The 21,438-nt window shown below is 42.4% G+C and carries 24 protein-coding genes and 2 riboswitches; of the genes, 8 read left to right on the forward strand and 16 right to left on the reverse strand.

Annotation, left to right across the window (positions count from 1 at the left end):
• Nucleotides 1-101: 101 nt before the first annotated feature.
• Nucleotides 102-1,622, forward strand: coding sequence for a sporulation kinase KinD (kinD, locus tag AC0C66_RS12635; protein ID WP_072182856.1), 1,521 nt, complete (start codon nucleotides 102-104; stop codon nucleotides 1,620-1,622).
• A gap of 27 nt (nucleotides 1,623-1,649) precedes the next feature.
• Here kinD and AC0C66_RS12640 read toward each other — a convergent pair whose 3' ends face one another.
• Together AC0C66_RS12640 and spo0E are read right to left on the reverse strand one after the other, a co-directional pair.
• Nucleotides 1,650-2,081, reverse strand: a complete 432-nt coding sequence (locus AC0C66_RS12640) for a hypothetical protein (protein ID WP_061187352.1) — start codon at nucleotides 2,079-2,081, stop codon at nucleotides 1,650-1,652.
• Between the two features lie 85 nt (nucleotides 2,082-2,166).
• Nucleotides 2,167-2,424, reverse strand: coding sequence for an aspartyl-phosphate phosphatase Spo0E (gene spo0E, locus AC0C66_RS12645; RefSeq protein WP_003218598.1), 258 nt, complete (start codon nucleotides 2,422-2,424; stop codon nucleotides 2,167-2,169).
• Nucleotides 2,425-2,626: 202 nt separating this feature from the next.
• Here spo0E and AC0C66_RS12650 point away from each other — a divergent pair, with 202 nt between their 5' ends.
• Nucleotides 2,627-2,947 (forward strand): YkvA family protein, encoded by a 321-nt coding sequence (locus tag AC0C66_RS12650; protein ID WP_061187351.1) that lies wholly within the window; start codon nucleotides 2,627-2,629, stop codon nucleotides 2,945-2,947.
• Nucleotides 2,948-2,986: 39 nt separating this feature from the next.
• On the opposite strand, the gene mtnD is transcribed toward AC0C66_RS12650, so the two are convergent.
• The 5 genes from mtnD to mtnE all read right to left on the reverse strand — a co-directional run bounded on the left by mtnD (nucleotide 2,987) and on the right by mtnE (nucleotide 7,465).
• Nucleotides 2,987-3,523, reverse strand: a complete 537-nt coding sequence (mtnD, locus tag AC0C66_RS12655) for an acireductone dioxygenase (RefSeq protein ID WP_061187350.1) — start codon at nucleotides 3,521-3,523, stop codon at nucleotides 2,987-2,989.
• Between the two features lie 14 nt (nucleotides 3,524-3,537).
• Nucleotides 3,538-4,167 (reverse strand): methylthioribulose 1-phosphate dehydratase, encoded by a 630-nt coding sequence (locus AC0C66_RS12660; protein WP_061187349.1) that lies wholly within the window; start codon nucleotides 4,165-4,167, stop codon nucleotides 3,538-3,540.
• Nucleotides 4,125-4,832 carry a 2-hydroxy-3-keto-5-methylthiopentenyl-1-phosphate phosphatase gene (mtnX, locus tag AC0C66_RS12665; protein ID WP_014113578.1) on the reverse strand — a complete coding sequence of 236 codons (708 nt, stop codon included), beginning with the start codon at nucleotides 4,830-4,832 and terminating at the stop codon, nucleotides 4,125-4,127. Before mtnX ends, AC0C66_RS12660 begins: the two co-directional genes overlap by 43 nt.
• A complete protein-coding gene (mtnW, locus tag AC0C66_RS12670) occupies nucleotides 4,829-6,046 on the reverse strand; it encodes a 2,3-diketo-5-methylthiopentyl-1-phosphate enolase (protein WP_072182855.1) in 1,218 nt (405 codons plus the stop codon). The genes mtnX and mtnW overlap by 4 nt, the downstream gene beginning before the upstream one ends.
• Before the next feature lie 83 nt (nucleotides 6,047-6,129).
• Nucleotides 6,130-6,230, reverse strand: a riboswitch (SAM riboswitch).
• A gap of 41 nt (nucleotides 6,231-6,271) precedes the next feature.
• Nucleotides 6,272-7,465, reverse strand: a complete 1,194-nt coding sequence (mtnE, locus tag AC0C66_RS12675; RefSeq protein WP_072182854.1) for a methionine-glutamine aminotransferase — start codon at nucleotides 7,463-7,465, stop codon at nucleotides 6,272-6,274.
• 94 nt (nucleotides 7,466-7,559) lie between these two features.
• Between mtnE and AC0C66_RS12680 the strand changes: the two genes are divergently transcribed.
• From AC0C66_RS12680 to mtnA, 3 genes are all read left to right on the forward strand, one after another.
• Nucleotides 7,560-8,339: a carbon-nitrogen family hydrolase gene (locus AC0C66_RS12680; protein ID WP_087987168.1), complete on the forward strand. Its 780-nt coding sequence runs from the start codon at nucleotides 7,560-7,562 to the stop codon at nucleotides 8,337-8,339.
• Between the two features lie 83 nt (nucleotides 8,340-8,422).
• Nucleotides 8,423-8,577, forward strand: a riboswitch (SAM riboswitch).
• Between the two features lie 109 nt (nucleotides 8,578-8,686).
• Nucleotides 8,687-9,880, forward strand: a complete 1,194-nt coding sequence (gene mtnK / locus AC0C66_RS12685) for an S-methyl-5-thioribose kinase (RefSeq protein ID WP_133063226.1) — start codon at nucleotides 8,687-8,689, stop codon at nucleotides 9,878-9,880.
• A gap of 7 nt (nucleotides 9,881-9,887) precedes the next feature.
• On the forward strand, nucleotides 9,888-10,949 hold the full coding sequence (mtnA, locus tag AC0C66_RS12690) for an S-methyl-5-thioribose-1-phosphate isomerase (RefSeq protein WP_072183221.1): 1,062 nt from the start codon (nucleotides 9,888-9,890) through the stop codon (nucleotides 10,947-10,949).
• A gap of 33 nt (nucleotides 10,950-10,982) precedes the next feature.
• Here the strand turns inward: mtnA and AC0C66_RS12695 are convergent, their stop codons facing one another.
• From AC0C66_RS12695 to kinE, 3 genes are all read right to left on the reverse strand, one after another.
• Nucleotides 10,983-11,108: a hypothetical protein gene (locus AC0C66_RS12695; protein WP_003218585.1), complete on the reverse strand. Its 126-nt coding sequence runs from the start codon at nucleotides 11,106-11,108 to the stop codon at nucleotides 10,983-10,985.
• Nucleotides 11,109-11,197: 89 nt separating this feature from the next.
• Nucleotides 11,198-11,695, reverse strand: coding sequence for a methylated-DNA--[protein]-cysteine S-methyltransferase (locus AC0C66_RS12700; RefSeq protein ID WP_072183220.1), 498 nt, complete (start codon nucleotides 11,693-11,695; stop codon nucleotides 11,198-11,200).
• Entirely contained in the window at nucleotides 11,692-13,908 is a 2,217-nt protein-coding gene (gene kinE / locus AC0C66_RS12705; protein ID WP_088679440.1) for a sporulation two-component system sensor histidine kinase KinE, read from the reverse strand. The genes AC0C66_RS12700 and kinE overlap by 4 nt, the downstream gene beginning before the upstream one ends.
• Before the next feature lie 252 nt (nucleotides 13,909-14,160).
• Between kinE and AC0C66_RS12710 the strand changes: the two genes are divergently transcribed.
• A complete protein-coding gene (locus AC0C66_RS12710; RefSeq protein ID WP_061187342.1) occupies nucleotides 14,161-15,183 on the forward strand; it encodes an acyltransferase family protein in 1,023 nt (340 codons plus the stop codon).
• Between the two features lie 42 nt (nucleotides 15,184-15,225).
• On the opposite strand, the gene AC0C66_RS12715 is transcribed toward AC0C66_RS12710, so the two are convergent.
• The 4 genes from AC0C66_RS12715 to htpX form a co-directional block, all read right to left on the reverse strand.
• Nucleotides 15,226-15,396 carry a hypothetical protein gene (locus tag AC0C66_RS12715; protein ID WP_014113569.1) on the reverse strand — a complete coding sequence of 57 codons (171 nt, stop codon included), beginning with the start codon at nucleotides 15,394-15,396 and terminating at the stop codon, nucleotides 15,226-15,228.
• 2 nt (nucleotides 15,397-15,398) lie between these two features.
• Complete coding sequence (locus tag AC0C66_RS12720; RefSeq protein ID WP_003232510.1) at nucleotides 15,399-15,554, reverse strand: hypothetical protein; 156 nt, start codon at nucleotides 15,552-15,554, stop codon at nucleotides 15,399-15,401.
• 158 nt (nucleotides 15,555-15,712) lie between these two features.
• The gene (locus AC0C66_RS12725; RefSeq protein WP_014113568.1) at nucleotides 15,713-17,062 is read right to left on the reverse strand and encodes a TrkH family potassium uptake protein; all 1,350 of its coding nucleotides are present in this window, start codon (nucleotides 17,060-17,062) and stop codon (nucleotides 15,713-15,715) included.
• 174 nt (nucleotides 17,063-17,236) lie between these two features.
• Complete coding sequence (gene htpX, locus AC0C66_RS12730; RefSeq protein ID WP_461845722.1) at nucleotides 17,237-18,133, reverse strand: protease HtpX; 897 nt, start codon at nucleotides 18,131-18,133, stop codon at nucleotides 17,237-17,239.
• A 170-nt stretch (nucleotides 18,134-18,303) separates the two neighbouring features.
• Between htpX and htpK the strand changes: the two genes are divergently transcribed.
• Entirely contained in the window at nucleotides 18,304-19,005 is a 702-nt protein-coding gene (gene htpK / locus AC0C66_RS12735; protein ID WP_072183217.1) for a transcriptional regulator HtpK, read from the forward strand.
• Between the two features lie 131 nt (nucleotides 19,006-19,136).
• Complete coding sequence (sspD, locus tag AC0C66_RS12740) at nucleotides 19,137-19,331, forward strand: acid-soluble spore protein SspD (RefSeq protein WP_003218568.1); 195 nt, start codon at nucleotides 19,137-19,139, stop codon at nucleotides 19,329-19,331.
• Between the two features lie 10 nt (nucleotides 19,332-19,341).
• Here sspD and AC0C66_RS12745 read toward each other — a convergent pair whose 3' ends face one another.
• Together AC0C66_RS12745 and sigI are read right to left on the reverse strand one after the other, a co-directional pair.
• Nucleotides 19,342-20,487 carry an anti-sigma factor domain-containing protein gene (locus AC0C66_RS12745; protein ID WP_461845721.1) on the reverse strand — a complete coding sequence of 382 codons (1,146 nt, stop codon included), beginning with the start codon at nucleotides 20,485-20,487 and terminating at the stop codon, nucleotides 19,342-19,344.
• Nucleotides 20,484-21,239: an RNA polymerase sigma factor SigI gene (gene sigI / locus AC0C66_RS12750; RefSeq protein WP_461845720.1), complete on the reverse strand. Its 756-nt coding sequence runs from the start codon at nucleotides 21,237-21,239 to the stop codon at nucleotides 20,484-20,486. The genes AC0C66_RS12745 and sigI overlap by 4 nt, the downstream gene beginning before the upstream one ends.
• Nucleotides 21,240-21,438: the final 199 nt, after the last annotated feature.

The following is a 21,438-nucleotide window of genomic DNA, read 5'->3' on the forward strand; positions in this document are numbered from 1 at the left end:
TTTTTATATTATAAGCTGCTCAACATCTTTTTCTAATTTTTTTGGTTATTTTTTCTTATTAAAGAAGAAGAAACAATGATATAATACCTCTAATCAGGTGTATGTTGGAGCGATGCAAATTGAAAATACTAAAAGGCGCCTGCGGGAGAGTCAAACTTTATATTATACTGGTCGTGATTCCGGCAATCGTCATCAGCTTTTTCGTATATGAAAAAGAAAAAGATACAATAGCTGCAGAACATAAGCAAGAAGCGAGTGTAATGCTGAACCTTCACCGCAACAAAATCAATTATTTAATCGGAGAAACAGAGGCGAGAATGACTTCCTTGTCCATCGCCATCGACAGACCGGTTGATATAAAGAAAATGCAGTCGATTTTGGAAAAAACCTTTGATTCAGAGCCGAGATTTTCCGGTCTCTATTTTCTAAATGCCAAAGGAGACGTCACCGCAAGCACAACAGAGTTAAAAATGAAAGTAAACCTGGCCGACAGATCTTTTTTTACAAAAGCGAAGGAAACAAAAAAGACAGTCATTTCAGATAGTTATTCGAGCAGAATTACAGGCCAGCCGATTTTTACAATTTGTGTCCCTGTTTTGGACTCAAAACGAAATGTGACAAATTATCTTGTCGCAGCTATTCAAATTGATTATCTGAAAAATCTCATTAACTTACTTAGCCCTGATGTTTATATTGAAGTTGTGAATCAAGACGGAAAAATAATTTTTACGAGCGGACAGGCCTCACATGCAATAGAGCAGAAACCTGTCAGCGGATATCTGGATGATATCAGCTGGAATATGAAAGTATATCCGAACCCGGTTACAATAGAAGAACTGACGAAAAGCCTTGTGCTTCCGCTTTCATGTAGTATTGTTCTGCTGAATATCCTTTTTATTCTCGTGCTGTATTATTTGCTGAAGCGGCAGACACAGCTGGAGCGCTCAGAAAATGAGGCGCAAAAATTAGAGCTGATCGGAACGCTTGCTGCCAGCACAGCCCATGAAATCCGTAACCCGCTCACCGGCATAAGCGGCTTTATTCAGCTGTTGCAAAAGAAATATAAAGGTGAAGAAGATCAGCTTTACTTCTCCATTATCGAACAAGAGATAAAGCGCATTAATCAAATTGTGAGTGAGTTTCTCGTTCTCGGCAAGCCGACAGCTGAAAAATGGGAGCTGAACTCGCTCCAGGATATTATCGGTGAAATTATGCCGATCATCTATTCTGAGGGCAACCTATACAATGTTGAAGTCGAATTACAGTATTTAACTGAGCAGCCTTTGCTCGTAAAATGCACCAAAGATCATATTAAACAAGTGATTTTAAATGTAGCAAAAAATGGCCTCGAGTCAATGCCTGAAGGAGGCAAACTGACGATCTCAGTGGGAGCTTTGGATAAAAAGGCCATTATCAAAGTTGTGGATAACGGTGAAGGGATTTCTCAGGAAATGCTGGATCATATCTTCCTTCCCTTTGTTACTTCTAAAGAAAAAGGAACCGGTCTCGGCCTTGTCGTATGTAAACGGATCGTTCTGATGTACGGTGGCTCTATTCATATCGAAAGTGAAGTGCGAAGAGGCACAGAGGTGACGATCACCCTCCCCGTATCCGCTTCATAGCCCCCCTGACCGTGTCAGGAGGGTTTTTTATCTTCGTGACCGTGGATTGCCAGTCGACTTGCTTGCTGTTCTGCCAGAAAAGAGTATTTTGATGAAGCGGAACAGCAATTTCAGAAGCAAAAAAAACATAAAGAATACTAAAAAACCCTTTAACCCTTCCGTGGCATCTAAAAACTCCATGTTCCCTCTCCCCGTCACTTTTTGCTGAATTTCAATCGCAAATACGATAACAATGATCACTGTAACGGTATAGATAAAGGACAAGGCTGTCATGCTCCATTTAGAAAGCCATGAAAACACAGCGTGAGTGACGCTGAAAAAGATTATGCCAAAAATGCCGATCACCCAAAAATGCATTTCTTTGTCTGTTAAATGAATGCCAAACATTCCGCATAATGAGATAAAAGCGTCATGAAATTGATTGACCATTTCAGTAATGAGAATCGCCAGTTCTTTCATCAGTTCCCTCTTTCATATGAATTTTTCCAGAAAAAAAGAGCGCTTCTGAAAAGCTCTCTCTTTATATATGCATTTGACAGCGCCGCTATTTATTTGCATCATATGCTGGCATAACATCTCTGCGGGGCCACAAGCCTAATTTCTTTACAAGGCCTTGAATCCCTTGAGAATGTTCGTTTTCTTGCATGAGCTGGTGATATTCATTTATTAAACAATCCAGCTCCTGACTGTGTCTGATCGTGTCATGCCCTGTAAATCCCTGCTTTCTAGCGGCATCTATCATTAACTTTCTTTTTTCATCAATAGACACCAACAATCTTTCTTGTTCAGAAGAACCGCCCATTCACTTCACCCCTCGCCGCTAAGAAATAGGAAACAAGTTTGATTGGGTTATTGTGCATTATTACAGATTATACTTTATTTGTAAACATATTTTCATTAAATAAGTTATTTTTTCAGGTATAATAGATATATTGATAGGATTAGAAGAACAATACCCAGATGAAGAATATCTTAAACACACCGCCAGGCAGGAGGGATGCCCGATGAAGAAAAAGAAAGCAATGATGCTCGGAGCGGCAGGCGGAAAAGCGATGTTAAAAAGGAAAAACCGAAAAAAATGTATCCAGCACATTACTGTTTTTTTTCAAATGCTTCGCGATTGGAGAAACGGCGACTATCCACGTTCTCAGGTTAAAACACTTTTTCTTCTAACTGCTGCCATCTTATATATCGCCATGCCGCTCGATGTCATTCCAGATGTTATACTCGGTCTTGGGATCATTGACGATGCAGCTGTTTTAGGTTTGATTTGGATGCTGATTAAAAAAGAAATGTCACAATATGAAAAGTGGCGTTTGCAATAAATATAAAAAGCCCCGTTCTTCAAACGGGGCTTTTCCTGCTTATTGATTCACGCTGTCTTTTTCATAAATTGGAACCCAGCCTTCTGTTGTGACAAAGATTCTCACCGCGACAACTTTGCGATCCTCCTGAAGTGTGAAATAATGGCGGATATTTTCAGGCACGGAGATTAAATCTCCAGGGTTTAAACGGACATCAAAAAACGTGCCATCCTTGCCCTGAATGACAAAAATGCCGTGTCCGCTTACGATAAAACGGACCTCATCGTCTGTGTGGTGATGCTCTCTTTTAAAGTTCTCAAGCAGTTCATCAAGTTTCGGATTGCTATCTGACAAAGAAATAACATCCTGTGCTTTGTAGCCGCGGCGGGCTGAGATATCTTTAATTTCAGTTTCAAAGGTATCAAGGATTTGCTGTTTTTCTTCTTCTGTCAGATCATATTTCTCTGAAAGCTGTTCCGGGAGCTTCGCGATATCCCATTGCTCATAAATAACCTCTTGACTGTCCAGAAAGCTTGCTACTTCCTCTTGATTTTCAATCGTTGTATTTGCCTCATCATGAATTCGAATTGTTGCCATTTCAGTTCCTCCTTTTATTTAACCAGCTGATGCTGGAGTGTTTTCAATTTCAAATGGTAGCTGAACAAAAATTCATATGCTTCAAGCACTCTTTTTGCTTCAAATGCTGTTCTTCCCCAAGCGGTAATACCGTGATTTCGGATCAGAACAGCTCCTGAATCTTCTGAAATCTCTTCGGCAAACAGTGCCGCGAGCGTCGGAATATGAGCCGGATTTTCAATGATCGGAATGGTCACTTCTGCATTCTCTTCCCACAGGCCGAGCGCCTTTATTATTTCCTGGCCTCTGAATGTGATTTTCTTTTGATCTCCGTATAGCTCTGAGATCACATTATTGTTTACCGTATGGACATGCAGGCAGCATCCGGCATTGGTTTTATTGTACAAATGTGTGTGCAAAAGCGTTTCCGCTGACGGTTTCAGAGAATGCCCGCTTTCGGCAGGCTCTCCGTACTGATCCACCAGCAGAAAATCTTCATCCGTCTCTTTGCGTTTATCTTTTCCGCTTGCAGTGACGAGAAATGTTAAAGGCTCATCAGAAACTTTAATAGACAGATTGCCGCTAGTCGCCGGAAACCAATCTCGTTCAGCCAATTCTCGTTTTACTTCAGCGAGTTCTCTCCAGCGTTCTTGTTTTGCAGCCATTCCTGTACCTCCGTTACATTCTCAATATCTTTTCTTATCTCATAAAAATCTTGATACGGGAGATGATTCAGGTTCTGCTCCCGGCATTCGTTTAATAAATAATCCCTTGCAAAACAAAGATCAGACAGCTTTGCTGCCTCTACATCTGTAACCGAATCACCGATCATGATGATATATTGGTTCGGTTCAGCGAGTTCATGTATCACTGACGGCTTGCAGCACCCGCATTGATTGCTGCAAGTCCCTTTGCAAGAATGAGGCCAGTCAATATGAATATAGTCATTGTCAAATGAAGCATGGTTGCAATAAATATGGTCTTTCTCCACAATGCCTTCAAGCAATGGATATACAAAAAAGTCCATTCCTCCGCTTACGACATAAAACGGAATCTCATGCTCCTTGACAAACGCTACAAATTCCCGAAAGCCTTCCCTGATTTTTGCATCTTCCAATACAAATCTTGTAATCTCTTCTTTTAAACTGCTTGGCAGAAGGCCGAACATCCGTCCGACACCTTCCTTGATCGACAGCGTTTTGGACAGCACGCCGTCTTTTAATGCCGTCCACTCCGGCGGAGCAAATGTTTTCATGATGCTTATAATGTTGTCGTTCATCGTGATGGTTCCGTCAAAATCACAAATAATTAAAGGCTTTCGAGTCGTCATACAGCTTCAACCTTTCCCCATTTATCAAGGGCAAGCTTTAGATCCTTGCATTGTTCGGCTTTTTCATCAATCGGCTGGGCTTCTAAGACCGCATCAATTATGGCTCTGAACGCTTTGCCCCCGCCTTGGGCGCCGTTCGGATGTCCGTGTACGCCTCCCCCGGCGTTAATAATATGATCTATGCCGAAATCCCGCATTAAAAGCGGAACCATACCGGGATGAATGCCTGCTGACGGAACGGCAAATGTTTGGTTAAAGGCATCCTCTCTTACACATTCTTCGTGTATCGCCAGCGCATCTTCTTTTGGAAGCGCAACCGAACCGTATGGAGATGGGAAGAGACTGAAGTCAGCACCGCAATACCGGTTCAATTTTCCGAGCAAAAGAGCATGAGAAAATCCGTAGAACGGAGAAGACGTAAACGCCCCGCTGACAGCTGGATGTGCCATAATCGGGATTGCGATTTCGGGATCTTCCGCTAGGCTTTGCATGACGTCCAAGCCGTAAGCGAAGACATTAAACAAAAGCGCATCCGCTCCTAATTCGGCAGCGCGTCTCGCTTTGTCTTTCAGATCAGCCGTACGTCCAGTCAAATTGACCGCATACAGCGTTTTATGCCCGGTTTGCTCATACGTTTCTTTCAATATTTGCTTTCCTTCTGTAATTCTTGTTTCAAAAGGCGCCAGACCTGTCTCAAAGAAAATTTCATCGTCCTTAATCAAATCAACTCCGCCAAGCGCCTGCTGCCTGAGCTGTTCTTTAATATCACTCAGATCCCTTCCGATAACCCCTTTAAAAATGCTCATTAACAGCGGTCTCTCAAACTCTCCCAGCAGCTTCCGGATGCCGTATACGCCAAACTTCGGTCCCGGCAGCGTGCGCTTAAATGCTTCAGAGAAGTGAAGATCGAGTAATTTGATTTTTCCGTCCAGCGACAGCTTGCCAAACACTGTTGTCAGCAAAGCCGGAATATCCTGAGAGAAATTGATTTCAGGATAGGCAATTGTGATCACCGCTTGTTTCCCTGATGCAGGAGTTCCCTCTCTTTCCTCGACCTTTATCACCCGCCCCTTGTGCTTTTGCATTTGCTCCTGTTTTACAAGGGGCAGATCTGTCCATGAGCCTACTGTCAATCCTATTGCGATTTGTTCTGCTTTTTTCTCTGTATCGGCTCCCGGTTCGGTCAGGAGATATGTTGCTAATAACTCACTCATGCCAGAGCTCCTTTCATTTCATCCATATAAAAAAACCTCTTCAAACAGCAATCGCGTCTAAAGAGGTTTCGTTTCTCGTCCGAATCTTATCTCTCAGCCGCCAGCTGCAAGAATTAGCACCGTGCTTTATAAGTCGGTTGCCGGGCTTCATCGGGCTCGTCCCTCTGCCTGCTCTTGATAAGAAAATATAGATTTTATAAATTATTTTGAATTATCCCATCGTTATCAGATCTTGTCAATGCTTTTTTGGGTAAACAGGTTCAGTTTCCCAATTCGATAAGCGGCTTCTTTGAGTCTTTCTTCACTTGTCAGCAGTCCGACTCTGACATAGCCCTCGCCATATTCACCGAAGCCGTTTCCAGCCGCAACCGCCACATTCGCTTTTTCCAGCAAAAGGTCTGAGAACTGCTCGGAAGTATAGCCTTCCGGCACAGGCAGCCAGGCAAAAAATGAACCTGCCGGAGCTGTCACATCCCAGCCGATTTCCCGGCATGCCGCAATCCAAGCGTTTCGCCTGGTCTCATATCGGGCATTTTGCTCCGCCACACACGTCTGATCAGCTAGCAGTGCCGCCGCTGCAGCCTCCTGAGTCGCTCTGAAAAGACTGACAAACATATGGTCTTGATAAAGATTGATCGCTTCAATGACCGAAGCGTTTCCGACAGCAAAGCCGACCCGCCACCCTGCCATGTTATACGTTTTTGACAGCGTATAAATTTCAATTCCGATATCCTTCGCACCTTCAGTCTGCAAAAAGCTTAACGGCTTGCAGCCGTCAAATCCTACAGCGCCGTAAGCAAAATCATGAACGACACAGATCCCGTTTTCTTTCGCAAAACTCACGGTTTCTTCAAAAAACTCGGAGGTAGCAACAGCTCCCGTCGGATTATTCGGATAATTTAAATACATCAATTTCGCCTGTTCCCTCACTTCAGCCGCGATGCTGCTGTAATCAGGAAGAAACGCCCTGTCCTTTACGAGCGGCATCATTTCCATCTTCGCTTTCGCGAGTGTGACACCTGACCAGTAATCAGGATAGCCCGGATCCGGAACTAAAATCGTATCACCCGGATTCAACAAGCATTGCGGGAGCTCGACCAGACCGGCTTTCCCGCCGAATAATACAGCGACTTCAGTTTCCGGGTCAAGATCGATACCGTATTCTCGTTTATAAAATGCTGCTGCGGCTGATTTCAGACTATATGAGCCGCGAAAAGACGAGTATTTATGATTTTCAGGATCCGCAACGGCTCGTTTCATTTCCTCGACGATATGTTCCGGAGTCGGCTGATCCGGATTTCCCTGTCCGAGATTGATGACGTCGTGTCCTTCTGCGAGCTTTCGGTTCACTTTCTGCACCAGAGAAGCGAAGAATTGTTTAGGCAATTCTTTCAATACATGAGACTGTTCAAATTTCATCAATTCTCACCTTCTAAAAAAATCTTGAAATGATAGTCCATCATCATATATGGTTAAATGAAAAAAGTAAAGAAAAATTTGGGGTGTTAAAAAGATGAAATGGACGATATCTTGTCTTCAATTTGATATTTCATACGGTAAACCTTCGGAAAATATAAAAAAGGCTGAATTTTTGATTGAAAAAGAAAGCAAACATGCTGATGTTCTTGTTCTTCCTGAATTATGGACGACCGGATATGACTTGGCCAACCTTGATAAGCTCGCTGATGAAGACGGGCATTCTGCTCAGTGCTGGCTGAAGAAAACAGCAAAAAAACATGGCGTTCATATTGTCGCCGGATCGGTCGCAGTCAGAAATGATTCTGATGTTTATAATACAATGTACATCGCCGATAAGAAAGGACAAATCATTAAAGAGTATCGAAAAGCCCATCTTTTTCAGCTGATGGATGAGCATGTGTATTTATCAGCCGGTTCCGAAGACGGATACTTTGAGCTTGATGGAGTCAAAAGCTCAGGACTGATCTGTTACGATATCCGTTTTCCGGAGTGGATCAGAAAACATACGATAAAAGGTGCCAACGTGCTGTTTATTTCTGCGGAATGGCCTCTTCCCCGCCTTGATCATTGGAAAAGCCTGCTTATTGCCCGGGCCATTGAAAATCAATGCTTTGTCGCTGCCTGCAATTGTACTGGTTCAAATCCAGATAATGAATTTGCCGGGCATAGCCTGATTATTGATCCATGGGGGCGTGTACTTTCTGAAGGCGGCCGGGAAGAAGGCATTGTCCGAGCTGAAATCGACCTTAAGGAAAGCGTTAAGGTACGAGAGAGCATTCCTGTTTTCGATGATATCAGAAAAGATTTATATTAAAAAATATATTGACAACTTGATAAAACACCTGTTACTATGTTCATCAACTGATAAATTAGAATTGTTTAACAAGTGAATATATTCTCTTATCGAGAGTTGGGCGAGGGATTTGGCCTTTTGACCCCAACAGCAACCGACCGTAATTCCATTGCGAAATGGGGCGCATCTTTTTCGCGCCGAGACGCTCGTCTCTAAGGCACGGTGCTAATTCCATCAGATCTGATCTGAGAGATAAGAGAGGCGGACATACATGTTAAGCCTCCTTCTCTCTGAGAAGGAGGCTTTTTTACGGCCATACCATACAGCTGCAAACATATCAAGAGATTACATAATTGGAGGTTATGACAATGGCAGTCACAAAAACACCTTTATACGAAACGTTAAATGAAAGCTCCGCTGTGGCGTTGGCGGTGAGGCTTGGCTTATTTCCAAGCAAAAGCACGCTGACATGCCAGGAGATCGGCGACGGCAACTTAAATTACGTTTTTCATATTTATGATCAAGAACATGATAGAGCTTTGATCATTAAACAGGCGGTTCCTTATGCAAAAGTCGTCGGAGAAAGCTGGCCGCTGACAATCGATCGCGCAAGAATCGAAAGCAGCGCTCTCATCCGACAGGGCGAGCATGTCCCTCATCTCGTTCCAAGAGTGTTTTATTCTGATACAGAAATGGCGGTTACCGTCATGGAGGATCTCTCTCACCTTAAAATCGTAAGAAAAGGACTCATTGAGGGTGAACATTATCCGCATCTGTCACAGCACATCGGTGAATTTTTAGGAAAGACCCTTTTCTATTCATCAGATTACGCGCTTGAACCCAAGGTAAAAAAACAGCTTGTTAAACAGTTTACAAATCCGGAGCTGTGCGACATTACGGAAAGACTTGTCTTTACAGACCCTTTCTTTGACCATGACACAAATGATTTTGAAGAAGAGCTTCGTCCTTTTGTCGAGAAGCTTTGGAATAATGACAACGTCAAAATCGAAGCCGCTAAGCTGAAAAAGTCGTTTTTAACATCGGCAGAAACGCTGATTCATGGTGATCTGCACACAGGAAGCATTTTTGCCAGCGAACATGAAACAAAGGTGATTGATCCTGAATTTGCTTTTTACGGACCGATCGGCTTTGATGTAGGCCAATTTATTGCCAACTTATTTTTGAACGCACTCGGCCGTGACGGGGGTGACAGAGAGCCGTTATATCACCATGTCAAGCAGGTCTGGGAAACATTTCAAAAGACATTCACTGAAGCGTGGGAAAAGGATAGTCTGGATGTTTACGCCAAAATCGACGGGTACCTTACTGATACGCTCAGTCATATATTTGAAGAGGCGATCGGGTTTGCGGGCTGCGAGCTGATCCGCCGCGCGATCGGCCTTGCCCATGTGGCTGATCTGGATACAATCGTGCCGTTTGATAAACGAATCGGCAGAAAACGGCTGGCGCTCGAAACAGGCACAGCCTTTATCGAAAAACGCTCGGAATTCAAAACGATAACGGATGTTATTGAATTATTTAAGTTACTTGTAAAGGAATGATCCATTCATGACCCATTCATTTGCTGTTCCCCGTTCTGTTGAATGGAAGGAAACAGCCATTACCATTTTAAATCAGCAAAAGCTTCCTGACGTGACAGAATATTTGGAGCTGACGACGAAAGAGGATGTATTTGACGCCATCGTCACGCTCAAAGTAAGAGGCGCCCCGGCCATCGGCATTACGGCTGCCTTCGGACTTGCGCTTGCTGCAAAAGACATTGAAATAGATGATGTCACCGAATTCCGCCGCAGACTGGAAGATATCAAACAATATTTAAACAGCTCACGGCCTACCGCCATTAATTTATCTTGGGCGCTTGAGAGACTGAGTCGTTCAATCGAAAACGCCATTTCCGTAAATGAAGCAAAAACAAACCTTGTCCATGAAGCGATTCAGATTCAGGTCGAGGATGAGGAGACGTGCCGGATGATCGGCCAAAACGCCTTGCAGCTTTTCAAAAAAGGCGACCGGATTATGACGATCTGCAATGCCGGCTCTATCGCGACAAGCCGCTATGGAACGGCGCTCGCTCCATTTTACTTGGCCAAACAAAAGGATTTGGGACTGCATATTTATGCCTGTGAAACAAGGCCTGTCCTTCAAGGTTCACGCCTGACTGCGTGGGAGCTGATGCAGGGAGGCATTGATGTCACTCTGATCACAGACAGCATGGCCGCCCATACGATGAAGGAAAAACAAATTTCCGCTGTCATCGTCGGAGCCGATCGAATTGCAAAGAACGGTGATACGGCAAATAAAATCGGAACATACGGTCTCGCGATTTTAGCAAACGCCTTTGATATACCGTTTTTTGTCGCCGCACCTTTATCTACATTTGATCCAAAAGTGAAATGCGGCGCTGATATCCCGATAGAGGAACGGGATCCTGAGGAAGTAAGACAGATTTCCGGAGTCCGGACCGCTCCATCCGATGTGCCTGTCTTTAATCCCGCTTTTGACATTACACCTCATGACCTCATTTCAGGAATCATCACAGAAAAAGGGATTATGACCGGTAACTACGAAGAAGAAATTGAACAGCTGTTTAGAGGCGAAAAGGTTCATTAAAAAACCGCTGGACTTTGCTCATTTCGGGCCGAGTCAGCGGTTTTTTTGTTTGTTTTTATTGATATTGATGATTTCATCTTTTTGAGCGCTTGATAGGATATGCAGTTTCACAAACAGTTTGGCAAAAACGGCTATTTTCTCAGAGCGGCTCGGCTTCAATTGCTTTGTCCTCCTTTTTCATCAGACCAACTTTTTTAACTTAATAAAATGATATGTCGGCCGTGAAAAAAGGGAACGTGCCATATGTTTTATTTTTCTTTATAGGAGATTTGCTCGATGTTCAGCAAAAATGCTTTGATATCGGTTTTGCTCCCGGCGTACCCCGTTAACGCGCTGTTTTTGCCGATCACTCTGTGGCACGGGACAAAAATAGGCAAGTCGTTACGTTTATTAGCCTGTCCGACTGCGCGCACCGCTTTCGGACTGCCGACCGCAGCGGCAATGTCAGCATAGCTTCGGGATTCTCCGTATGGTATCATCGCCAGCGCCTCCCACACTTTTTGCTGAAAAGGAGTGCCTTTTTGGCTCAGCGGCAGTGAGAATGTCTTTCTTTCGCCGGCGAAATATTCATGAAGCTGTTTTTTCGCTTCTGCCAGATAAGGTGTTTCCTTGTGCTCTGTATTCTGAACGGTTTCTTTCCAATCCATCCAATCTTCCTGACTGAGAAATAGACGGGTGATTTGGCCATCCTCTTCAGCAATTATGAGTTCCCCGAGCGGCGTTTCCGCTGTTGTGTAGTAGTTCATTCATCAATCCTTCTTTCTTCAGCATTCTGTCTGACGGGAAGCGTGAGGTGGAAAACGGTGCCCTTCCCTTCTTCACTTTCTACCATGATTTCGCCTTGATGTTCTTCAATAATTTTATAGCTTACCATAAGCCCAAGTCCAGTTCCCCGTTCCTTTGTCGTATAAAACGGTTCACCAAGGCGCTTTAATTTATCTTCTGTCATTCCGATTCCCTCGTCTTTTAAGGAGATGAGAACATGATCTTGATCCAGTGTCCTTATCGTCACAAAAATATTTCCGCCGTCAGGCATCACTTCGATGGCATTTTTTAATATATTGATAAATACCTGTTTCAGCTGATTCGGTTCACAGTAGATCGGGGGAATGTCGTCCATTAAATCAAGATGCATTTGTACGTTGCTTAAATTAGCTTGCGCGTTTAGAAGGTCTATGGTGTCTCTCATAATTTGGGTAACATGTTTTTCTTCATACATAATGGCCTGGGGCTTGGCTAAAATCAAGAATTCGGTGATGATGGATTCGATGCGCTTTAGTTCTGAGGTGATCACGTTGAAATAAAGGGCGTAGTCTCCCTCCACACTTCCTTTCAGGAGCTGAATGAAGCCTTTAAGAGCTGTCATCGGATTTCTGATTTCATGAGCGATGCCGGCAGCAAGTTCGCCGACAACATGAAGGGTATCTGACTTGCGCAGGCGTTCCTCCAGTTCTTTTCGCTCCGTTACGTCTTTAAAGATAGCCAGGTTCATATTTTGAATAATATTTCGTTTAAATGAGAATTCCAGTTTTCTGTTGTCACTGCTGCTCAGCAAAAATGGAATTTCGTTGTCCATTTCATCAAAATTAATCTGCCTTGCCGGTGATGCAAGATTTTCTATTTCATACGAAGAAATAATATCTAACAGGCTGTGCTGTTTAATCTCTTCATGTGACAGGCCTAAAATATGGCTTGCTAACGGGTTGGCGTCGATGATTCTGTATTGATTGTCGAACAATACATTGCCGTCCATTGAGCCGTTGAACACTTTTCTGAATTTCAGCTCACTTTCTCGAAGCTCCTTTTCCATCCGCTTTCTATCACTGACGTTTCTTAAAATCGTCAAGTGCTGGTTCTCTAATATTGTCCGCTTTGAAGTGAATTCAAGTTCTTTGAACTGGCCATTCCCCATTTGAAACAGCAGCTCTTCTCTGATCTCTCCGTATTTTGCGTATTTCCTCTTCGTTATGCTGTATTTCTGCTGCGAGTCAACGAGAAAATCACACAGCCTTCGTTTCAACAGCAAATTCATCGGCAGCTCAAAGATTTTACAGGCTGACTGATTCGCCTTCACGATTCTTCCATCATTCGACCAGATAATAATAGCGTCCATCGCATTTTCAAATATTTCTCTGAAGCGCTCCTCACTTTTAAAGAGCTGAAGCTCCATAGACCGCTTCTCTGTGATATCCCTCATAATGGACATATAAAACCCGCTGATGATGTTTGATGTAATCGTGAATTCAAATAGCTTTTGAACTCCTGAACGAAGCTTGACGGGCAGCTCCCCCTTTGCTTTTCCCTTGCGGTTGAGCATCTTCCAGATATTATCAAAATCTTTTCGTGAGCCGCTGTCTATGAACTCATACAACGATAAATGAGACAGCTCATTTTGATTGATTTCAAAGCTTTTACAGAAGGACAAATTGGCATCAATAAAACCGCCATCTTTATCAAAAAGGACGATTCCGTCAACAGCTCTGTCAAACAAGTCCTTAAAAAGCTGTTCATTCATAGAGAATTCCCGCTCCAGAATTTTCTTTGAAGATATGTCTCTCATGACAACAAAAAAGAAATCCTCGCCAATCCCTCTTTTGGCCAGAAACTCTATGTATTTTGTCGCCCCGCCATCAAGCCTGATCGGGACCTCCTTCCATAGGAAACCTTTTTTAAAAAACTTCTTTACGGCAAGATTCAGTTCATCCTTTGGGATTGAAAACAAAAAATCCAAAACGGAACGCTTTTTCAAATCTTCCGAATCAACTTGAAGCATCCTCTCTGTTGCTTCATTCGCCTGAACGATTCGCATTTCATTATCACATATAAAAATAGCATCGAGCGTATTGTTAACAATCACTTGATGCTGATTCAATTCCTTTTTCAGCCGGGCATTTTCTTCTTTGAGACGCTTCAGTTCTTCCCGCAGCTCCGAATTTGTCTGGACACCAAGAGTTTCCATGCGTGTACACTCCTTCTTCAAAACCTATCCCTCAATATTTCTACAAAATGCGGGAACTTCCTTCATTTGCCCTATAAATTTCAGAAAATTTCAGCGCGATTACATAACGAAGACATTTTCTACGATCCTTACCGCCACTTTACATCGTCCTAACAATCAGCCATTTTTTCAATTCCTTTTTCATCTTTTATTTTAAAATATATACCAGCAGGGAATAATCTCTTAGTGACTGATTAAAGAGAAGGTGATGCTATGAGTAAATCGCGGGACAGTTATTTCGATAATGCAAAATTCTTATTGATATTCCTTGTTGTATTCGGTCATATTCTTCGTTCCTTTATTAATGATAACAACTTTATGCTCTACCTCTACAAGTTCATTTACACATTCCACATGCCTGCCTTTATTCTCGTATCCGGTTATTTCGCAAAAGGCTTTAAACGCGCTGGATATGTGAAAAAGCTGGCGGTCAAGCTGATTATTCCGTATTTGATTTTCCAAATCATCTATTCTGTCTTCTACTACATTATGCAAGACGAAAGCATGGCAAATGTGAATCCGATTGATCCGCAATGGTCGTTATGGTTTCTCGTAAGCTTATTTTTTTGGAACCTGCTGCTTTATCCTTTTTCAAAGCTTTCAAAGCGGTGGGCGCTGTTTGTCAGCTGCGGAATTGCCGTGCTGATCGGCTATTTAGACTTTGTCAGCAGCACGCTGAGCCTGTCGCGGACATTTGTATTCTTACCGATGTTCCTTGTCGGGTTTTATTTAAATAAACATCATTTTGATTTATTGAGATCAAAACGAGGCAAACAAATTGCGATCGGGGTACTTGCCGCCGTATTCGTCATCTGCTGGGGCATCGACTTTGACTATTCTTTTCTGTTTGGTTCAAAACCGTATTCTTCATTTGGAGACGTTACCTTGGCAAGCGGACTTTCCCGAATCGGCTGGTATGTACTCGCCTTTGCGGCGACCTTCAGCTTTTTAGCGCTCGTTCCGCAAAAACGGTTCTTCTTTACGAAATGGGGAACCCGGACATTTTACGTGTATTTGCTTCATGGGTTTATTATTAAAACGCTGAGACAGGCCGGGCTTGAGGATTCGCTTACTGACTATCAGAGCTTAGTGATTCTCTTACTTTTAACAGCAGCCCTGACATCAGTACTCTCCAGCAATTTTGTTAAGACAGTTGCTCAGCCCTTCATTGAGCTGAGAATGACAAGCTTATTGCAATTTGTCAGAGGAACGGGCAAAAATGCTTATTTAAAATAGAAAAGCACCTCTTAAGCGGGACGCCGCCTAAGAGGTCTTTTTTTATTTTTGTTTCTTCTCTTTTTTCTTTTTAGGCTTTGTGACTTCTAGCGTTTCGATGATCTTGCCGGCATTGTAATCCCCAAGTTCACTTGAGAATTCTTCCTCAAGCACTTTCTTATTCATAGGCTTTTTATGATTTTGCATATCTCTGCTATGACGGTTTTTCTTCAAAATCACATGCCTCCTTGCTGACCCTGTTTGGAATTGCGGTTTGCACCCCTAAAATTCGGGTCGTCATGATACTGTGTCTTATAAGAATTTGGGTCCATGCTCTCAGTAGGTGTATTGTTATTTTTAATGGCTTCATTCACTTCAGCTTTTCGCTTCATACGAATCCTCCTCGCCAGTTTTTCAAACATTTTATTTCACTTAAAGATGCAGGAGCGTTAAAAACTGCACCTGTTGATGTTAGGTTCTCCAACTGAAACGGCGCCACACATCTTTTTTTTGGCAATCAAAAAACACCGCAAAACATGCGGTGTTTTTTCTATCCGATAATCACTCGTTCCTTCGGATAATGATAATTCGCTTCAATTTCCTTTCTTCCGATCAGATACAGGAAGGTCAGGATACCGATTCGCCCGATAAACATGACAATCATAATGACACATTTTCCAACGTTGCTTAAATCAGCAGTAATTCCAAGTGACAGACCGGTTGTGCCGAATGCCGAGCACACTTCAAACAAAAGCTCCAGCAGGGAGTGCTTTTCTGTAATCGTAAGAATGAGTGTCGAGCCAAAAACGAGCAGAATCGCCATCATTGTGACAACAAGCGACTTCATGAGATCAGCAGGATGCAGCTCTCGTTTGAATACCTTGACTGACTTATTGCCGCGGGCAAAATGAAACAGCGCAAGAAGGTTCAGAGCGAAAGTCGTTGTCCGTATGCCTCCCCCTACTGAACTTGGCGACGCTCCGATAAACATCAGCGCACTCATAAAAAGCAGAGTGGGGTCAGTCAGCTGGCTTATATCAATCGTAGCAAGCCCTCCACTCCTTGTTGTGGTTGATTGGAATAGAGAAAGGAATAAAATATCATGCCACGATTTACCTGCAAACAAATGATTTGCTTCAAGCACATAGATCCCTATAGAGCCAAACAAAACAAGTAAGCCAAACATAATGGTTGTAATTTTTGTAAATAAGCTAAACGGATATCTTCGGTTTTTTGAAAACAAAAAGTCTTTCACTTCCACTAGAACAGGAAAACCAATGGCTCCGAAAACAATCAATAACAGTGTTATAAATTGCACAAAATAATCATGCCGAAATGGAACCAGAGAGCTTCCTGTTATATCAAAACCGGCATTTGTGGTTGCACTGACACTCGCAAAAAAACCATGTAAGTAAGCATCTTGAATGGAATCGTAGTAGGTTAAAAAATATGTCCCAAGTATCATGCCGCCAAAAAACTCAATCCATAATATGAGAAAGAGAATCTGTTTCATGAGATTAACGATCCCAGAAAATTGTGATTGGTTTTGATCGATCATCATTAATTTCCGTTCTTTTAAACCTATTCTTTTGCCCATTAGCAGCCAAACAGAAGTGCCTAATGTCATAATGCCAATTCCGCCAAACTGCAGAACAAACGCAAGAATAACAATTCCTATTGTGTTAAATGTATCAGCAGTATTCACAACAGAAAGACCCGTCACGCTCACGGCACTGACTGCTGTAAACAAGGCATCGATAAAAGACCACTCTGCTCCTTGTTTATGGGCAACAGGAAGACTTAATAAAATAACTGCAACCGTCACCGCAAGAAAATAATATACAGCAATCAGCTGGGCCGGCGACAATGCCTGTATCAATTTTCCAAACTTTAATTTCATGTAAAATCCTTCTGCCTCTCTTTTTAAGTACGGTAATTATTCTAAAGATATTGGACCCATTTTTAAAGGCTTTTACGAAACATTTTCTTAACTTGCTTATTTTTTTATTATTTTAGTCAAAGGATAAAATAAAAAACCTCTGAGAGACTCTCTCAGAGGAACAATGTGTTTGTATTATTTAGCTTCTAACCGTCTGATTCGCTCATCTAAATCAGGGTGAGTTGAGAAAAGCGAAGAACGCTTCTTGCCATTAATTTTTAATGTTTGGACAGCTGTCTGATTGTCTTCCATAATGCGGGAAGAGTAGCCCTTAAGCGTCCGAAGCGCATGAATCATCTTATCCTTGCCGGCAAGATCCGCTCCTCCCCTGTCAGCATGAAATTCGCGATGGCGTGAGTACGCAAACACAACCAGGCTGCCGAGAATGGAAAAGATAATCTGAAAGACAATCATTGCAATAAAATGAACGATCGGCGCAAGATCTTCCTTGACGAAACGGCTCGCAATCCATGCTGCGATACGCGATAAAAAGACGACAAAGGTATTGACGATACCTTGCAAAAGCGTCATTGTTACCATATCACCATTAGCGATATGCGCGACTTCGTGGGCAAGCACACCTTCAACTGCTGCATCATCCATTTGCTCCAGCAGCCCTGATGACACTGCCACAAGAGAACGGCGTTTTGACGGCCCAGTCGCAAACGCGTTCACTTCAGGTGAACGGTAAATTCCGACTTCCGGCATTTTCGTTAAACCGGCAGAGCGGCTTAATCGGTGAACACGGTCAACCAATTGCTGTTCCTCATAGCTGAGCGTGTGTTTTTTCGGATTCAGCACTCTGACACCCATCATCGTCTTTGCCATCCATCTGGACATCGCAAGAGACATGAAGGAACCGACAAAACCAACGACTAAACTGAATACAAGGAGCGCAATTGGGTCGATACCGCCATCAGCTGTAAAGTACGTCCCGACTCCGGTAACCGAGCTTAAAACAGACAAAACGATCCCGATTGTTGTAAGCACCAAAATATTCGTTAAAATAAACAGAAAAATTCTTTTCGCCATGACAACCTCCGTTATTTTAAGTTCAAAAGAACCCGTATATTTAAATTATAAATCATCCGTTTGAAAATGCAAGGAATTCGACGTATGATGTTAATGTAATTGCTGACGCTTCAATTTTAAATTCATACATAGACTTATATCCGCGTCAAATTGTTTTAAAGAGGTGAACAATGAACATTTTTAAACTCACTCGAACCGATATGGTGCGGCTGCTCTATTCCCTAAAAGGGAAAGGAGAAATAAGCCCGCTCGACATTCTCATCCAATCAGCGAACATGTCAGCAGAAAAAGCAGCCAATCATCTTGAAATTCCTGAATTTCTTACAAGATACGAACGAAAAAAGCAGAAAAAAGAATACGGTCTCTCTACAAACGAAATCGTAGAGCTTGGCAACCTATGTGAGCTGACTTCGTTAAAGTCAACTGCAATTCAAAACTGGGTAAAGCGTGATATTAAGGATTTGATCGGACACCCTGAGCTGGGCAAAAAATACTCAGTTGAACAGGCAGTCATTCTTTTAATTGTACGTGATTTAAAATCCATTTATGACTTTGAACACATACGGGCTATTTTAAAAGTGGCCTTTAACACAATCTCAGACAGATCCGATGATGTCATCAGCCCGATTGCTTATTATGAAAGCTGTGCATATGTGCTTGATGCCGTTCATCACCAAGACACGCCTTCTATGAAAGAATCGAATCTGCAGGAGATCGTCGAACAGGAGACAGAGCGTCTCCGCCACCGTTTTGAAGAACTGAATGACAGCCAATGGCTTAAAATCAGACAGATTATCGCCATTACAGTCCTCTCCATTTTGACGTTCCATATTCAGGCAACCGCACATAAAATGACAGCAGACATTATATAGTCTGCGTCACCCCCGGCTTAGAGGCCGGGGGTTTCTTATTCTCCACAACAATTGCCAGCATAAATAACCCCCGTACATTTCAAACTAAGTACGCGTTAAGAATTTCTTTATAGAAAAAGGAGATGAAAAAGATGGCGAGCAGAAATAAACTCGTTGTTCCAGGGGTGGAGCAGGCACTAGACCAATTTAAACTCGAAGTGGCTCAAGAATTCGGTGTGAACCTTGGTTCTGATACAGTCGCACGCGCTAACGGCTCTGTAGGCGGGGAAATGACAAAGCGGCTGGTGCAGCAAGCACAATCACAATTAAATGGCACAACTAAATAAATTCAGGTCTTTATTCGCCGGGGTCACTCGGCGAATCTTCAGTTTGAGCTGAATTATTATCACTGCTGTAGCCGTTTGGATTACGGCGGTCAGAAGCGTTATCCCTGCTGGACGAAGAACGATTTCTGCCTTGTTCACCGTTATTCCAGTCCCTGTGATATTGGCTTTGCCCCTTATCAGTGCGGTTGTCTTCATTTCCTTTATCTTGAGGATCTTGTATTGGGGTTTGCTCATGATCCCCATCTTTTTCGGCATTTGTGTTTTCATCTGATTCCTTTACATTCTGATCTTTGTCACTATCATCAGTCTGTTCATCCGTTTTATCTTCTTTCTGGTCTCTGGAATCCGTATCATCCAGCTGTTCATTATCTCCTTGCTTGCCGTCCTGGGCGTCAGTTGGATCGATATTTTCATCCTCATTTCCGGTATTCTTTTGATCCTCTTCCCCGGATGGATTGCTGGAGTCATCTTTTGACTCTTTAGTGTCATTTTTTTCATTTGATTTGATGTAGCTGCCTGTTGAAACGCCTTTCTTTTTCGCTTTTTCCCTCGTCTGCATATCTGACTCGAGAGATTCCATGCGGTATGTCGTTTTATATTTTTCCGTCACATCATTCAGCTGTTTTTTCACAGCTTTTTTATATGTATTGTCTTCCGTATTTTCATAAACAGTGGAAATCAATATTTCTTTCGATTTCTTTACATACCCGTGCTCACTGCAGTCGGTTATAATATCGTCAATCACCTGTTTAAAATCAGTCTTCTCCCAATCATCTATATCATTCACGACTTTCTTTCCCTCATCATTTAGAGGCGTCAGTTCAATCACTTCGTAATCGCTGTTTAACGCCATTTCGAAGCTTGGATTGATATCGATTGTCATATACGCATAGGCCTTATTATTAGAAAAAACAGGGAGAACTATAAAAATAAAAAGCATAATAGCAGTCATCGTAACAATCCCCATTTTGAAAGGGCGCAGTTTTAAAAAATCAAAAAAGCTGGCCCTTCTGCCCATGCGTGATTCACTCGGAAGCATGATTTCTTCTCCAATTTCATAGCTGCGGCGATCATTTTTGGCTTTTAAAAATTGTCCGTCAGGGGTCAGCAACGTGACGAATTTTCTATTTTTCTCTACTATAATCCCTCTTCTCATGAGTGCAGCACCCCTTTAAGATAATCTTTTAAATAAATATAATCACCCGTAATGATAATACACATCGCAATAATATATTTTCTGTTTCTCTCAATCGTTTTTCGGCTTACAGAGACAAGCTGTTCTAGCTGTTTCACCGGAAGCTGTTTCTTTGTATACAGGATAGCGGCCAATTCTTCATGTTCAACAAGGGTCATTGCCACCTTTATGGCGTTTTGCCTAGCGTCCGAATGCTTTGGAGAGTTTTCAAGCAGTTCTTTAAACGATAAACCATAATCTTTGAGCTGCTTCTGAAAATAGATGATTTCCTCCCGCCTCTGCTCCTGCTCAATCTGACGGCGGTATTCATCAATGGAAAGCTCGGCTTCAATCAGGCTTTGTGATGACTCCTGATCGTCTCCTTCCTGTAAATCGATATTTATATTTTGTGCGCTTCTGGCTTCTTTTCTGATGTAATCAATGACTTTTCTTTTTATAATTAGCTCAGCAAATGCGAGCAGAGAATTGCCTTTTTCAGGTGAGTATTTTTCAATAGCTTCATTAAACGCGATCAGTCCGATGCTGAACTCATCGTCTTTTTCATCTATATATCGTTTACAAACGGATGAAACCGTCTTTGCGATAAATGGCTTATATTGCTGTATTAATTCATTTTGAAGATCTTTATTGCCTTTTTGTATACTATCAACAGTTTTTTCAAGCGTTTGCTTCTTTTTTCCTAATTTAAACAAAAGGCTAAGCACTGGTTTCACCTCAGTTCCTCCCTATAACTACTCATTAATGATAGCTAATTTGGTAGGGATTCGCAAAGGAGAAAAAGAAATATTGATTTCCAATGTCTCAATTGTGACAAACCATTCTGACGTACTATACATGATTTCGTGCCTTTCTAGAGAATTAAGGGGGTTTTATCTGTGTTTTTTGTAACAAAGCTGTTATAAAAATGTTATT

It is taken from the genome of Bacillus sp. VA13 (assembly GCF_055710085.1).

Bases quoted from the DNA above. Each gene is read 5' to 3' on its own strand.
- kinD (WP_072182856.1), top strand. From the start codon at position 102: ATGTTGGAGCGATGCAAATTGAAAATACTAAAAGGCGCCTGCGGGAGA.
- AC0C66_RS12640 (WP_061187352.1), bottom strand. From the start codon at position 2,081: ATGAAAGAACTGGCGATTCTCATTACTGAAATGGTCAATCAATTTCAT.
- spo0E (WP_003218598.1), bottom strand. From the start codon at position 2,424: ATGGGCGGTTCTTCTGAACAAGAAAGATTGTTGGTGTCTATTGATGAA.
- AC0C66_RS12650 (WP_061187351.1), top strand. From the start codon at position 2,627: ATGAAGAAAAAGAAAGCAATGATGCTCGGAGCGGCAGGCGGAAAAGCG.
- mtnD (WP_061187350.1), bottom strand. From the start codon at position 3,523: ATGGCAACAATTCGAATTCATGATGAGGCAAATACAACGATTGAAAAT.
- AC0C66_RS12660 (WP_061187349.1), bottom strand. From the start codon at position 4,167: ATGGCTGCAAAACAAGAACGCTGGAGAGAACTCGCTGAAGTAAAACGA.
- mtnX (WP_014113578.1), bottom strand. From the start codon at position 4,832: ATGACGACTCGAAAGCCTTTAATTATTTGTGATTTTGACGGAACCATC.
- mtnW (WP_072182855.1), bottom strand. From the start codon at position 6,046: ATGAGTGAGTTATTAGCAACATATCTCCTGACCGAACCGGGAGCCGAT.
- mtnE (WP_072182854.1), bottom strand. From the start codon at position 7,465: ATGAAATTTGAACAGTCTCATGTATTGAAAGAATTGCCTAAACAATTC.
- AC0C66_RS12680 (WP_087987168.1), top strand. From the start codon at position 7,560: ATGAAATGGACGATATCTTGTCTTCAATTTGATATTTCATACGGTAAA.
- mtnK (WP_133063226.1), top strand. From the start codon at position 8,687: ATGGCAGTCACAAAAACACCTTTATACGAAACGTTAAATGAAAGCTCC.
- mtnA (WP_072183221.1), top strand. From the start codon at position 9,888: ATGACCCATTCATTTGCTGTTCCCCGTTCTGTTGAATGGAAGGAAACA.
- AC0C66_RS12700 (WP_072183220.1), bottom strand. From the start codon at position 11,695: ATGAACTACTACACAACAGCGGAAACGCCGCTCGGGGAACTCATAATT.
- kinE (WP_088679440.1), bottom strand. From the start codon at position 13,908: ATGGAAACTCTTGGTGTCCAGACAAATTCGGAGCTGCGGGAAGAACTG.
- AC0C66_RS12710 (WP_061187342.1), top strand. From the start codon at position 14,161: ATGAGTAAATCGCGGGACAGTTATTTCGATAATGCAAAATTCTTATTG.
- AC0C66_RS12720 (WP_003232510.1), bottom strand. From the start codon at position 15,554: ATGAAGCGAAAAGCTGAAGTGAATGAAGCCATTAAAAATAACAATACA.
- AC0C66_RS12725 (WP_014113568.1), bottom strand. From the start codon at position 17,062: ATGAAATTAAAGTTTGGAAAATTGATACAGGCATTGTCGCCGGCCCAG.
- htpX (WP_461845722.1), bottom strand. From the start codon at position 18,133: ATGGCGAAAAGAATTTTTCTGTTTATTTTAACGAATATTTTGGTGCTT.
- htpK (WP_072183217.1), top strand. From the start codon at position 18,304: ATGAACATTTTTAAACTCACTCGAACCGATATGGTGCGGCTGCTCTAT.
- sspD (WP_003218568.1), top strand. From the start codon at position 19,137: ATGGCGAGCAGAAATAAACTCGTTGTTCCAGGGGTGGAGCAGGCACTA.
- AC0C66_RS12745 (WP_461845721.1), bottom strand. From the start codon at position 20,487: ATGAGAAGAGGGATTATAGTAGAGAAAAATAGAAAATTCGTCACGTTG.